This window comes from Komagataeibacter intermedius TF2 (genome assembly GCF_000964425.1).
Taxonomy (GTDB): domain Bacteria; phylum Pseudomonadota; class Alphaproteobacteria; order Acetobacterales; family Acetobacteraceae; genus Komagataeibacter; species Komagataeibacter intermedius.
Genome location: NZ_BANF01000249.1, coordinates 1 through 809 on the forward strand (window position 1 = coordinate 1; position 809 = coordinate 809).

An 809-nucleotide genomic window follows, 5' to 3' on the forward strand; every position below is an offset into this window, starting at 1 on the left:
GTTTCGTTTTCGACCCCGGTTTCCGGATCGATCCTGACTGTCACATTCATCAGGTTGATCGGGCCGAACTGTCGGACAAAGCTGAAATAGGCACGCTTCAGATCACCCTGCAGGCGTCCATAGGGCAGGTTCTCCATCTGTGCCCGCAGCACCGCGCGTGCCGCATCCCGGACGGGTATCAGCGCGGTAATAATCCGGGCATGCTTCTGGAAGAGGCCATCCTTCTGATCCCCCTTCCTGATGGCGACCGTGGCGGCCTGTCCGCCGCAGATCTGTTGCAGGACGCCTTTCGTGACGAAGTAGGAGCCCTCTTTCAGCTGGGCGCCATCGGCAGCCGTGCCGACCAGCACACCGGCTCCCGCCGGCCGGACAATGCGCTGGTCCAGGGGTTCCGGAAAGCGCACGTCCTGCCCGATCCGGCTTAGGGCATCGGGCAACATCACATCGCGCCTGCCGTCGCCACGCGCATGGCATGTGTAATCGGGACCGAACTGGGTGGTGGTCCAGCCGTGATGGCCAAGCACCTGCTCCGGATGGTCGAGAAAGTAGCGATTGATGAGGAGTGGACCGTTACCCTGGTCGCTATCTGCAAGGGCGCGGGTTTCCAGCCAGGTCTCATCGTCGACCCCGTCGCCGATCATGCGCTTGCGGAACACCAGCACGTCCACGACCACGTCCGTGCCGGCGTCATCGCGCATTGCCCCGGCCGGGAGCCGGACCGCCCCCACGAGATCAGCCATGTCGGCGATGGTCCGGCGCGCGGTGCTGTCCGTCTTGTCCAGCGTATGGCGGGACGTCACGAAGACTGC

Annotated in this window: 1 pseudogene; it reads right to left on the bottom strand. The window is 64.0% G+C overall.

Going from position 1 to position 809, the window contains the following annotated elements:
• Positions 1-809, bottom strand: a pseudogene (locus tag B7449_RS16740) (lactate dehydrogenase); the annotation flags it as partial.